The sequence below is a fragment of the Flavobacterium cerinum genome (genome assembly GCF_004028155.1).
In the GTDB taxonomy this organism is placed as follows: domain Bacteria; phylum Bacteroidota; class Bacteroidia; order Flavobacteriales; family Flavobacteriaceae; genus Flavobacterium; species Flavobacterium cerinum.
On sequence record NZ_SBII01000028.1, the window covers coordinates 1 to 877 of the forward strand.

The 877-nt window shown below is 46.2% G+C and carries 1 pseudogene; it reads right to left on the bottom strand.

The features are described from left to right. A pseudogene (locus tag EPI11_RS19055) lies at positions 1-877 on the bottom strand (hypothetical protein); the annotation flags it as partial.

Sequence of the window (877 nt, forward strand, 5' to 3'; positions counted from 1 at the left end):
GTAGGTTCCAGGATAATTGGAAGTGGTTCTACTTTAAGATCCTGAAGTACGATCCTGTAGCAGCCTGTACCTTCTACTGTTACTCTTACAAATACCGTCTCTACGGCAGGACCGCTTGGGTAAGCATTTGGAGCAGCAATCGCTCCGGTATTACCCTGGGCATCGGCATAACTGTGGTGGAACGTTACATTGATTCCCTGCTGTGCACCGATGATCGATGGAATAACACTCGTAAGGTCAAAGATCTCAATACCGTCTTTTAACGGTGCTGTTACATCACACAGGATTAAAGGGGCCGTGGGCTGTACTGCCGTAGGAAGTGCATTAACAATAAGCTTCAGTGTAACTACCGTAAAGCAGCCTGTAGCATTGTTGGTTACTTTTAAATATACATCAGCCGTTGCGCTTAAGTAGCTTACAGGGTTACCGATCATAGTAGTAACTGCGGCATCTTCGTAATAGCTCACACTGTAGAGTGCAGGGTTTAATGTCCCAAGGACTTCGGAGGCTTTTGTGGTAAGGTTAAATACCGCTTCGCCATCTGTAGTACTCGCGCCATCATCACATAGTGCGTATGGAGACGGGGTTACAGCAACCGGCGTTGGGTTGGCGATTAATTTAAGCTCGACAACATCATAACATACCGTCTGGCCAGACTGTACTCTGATGTACAGCGTCTGGATCGTTAGGTGGCTGCTGTCGTAAGCATTGGTGATTACTATTTTATTGGTATTGAACTCAGCATCTTCAGGCGTCTCATGAACTGTTACAACTACATTGCCTAAAGAAGCCTGGATAGCCTGGATAACAGGATCAAGGTTATAAACACCAAAACCGTCGTTGTTCGTATCACAGATCTCAAGCGGTGCAGGAACTG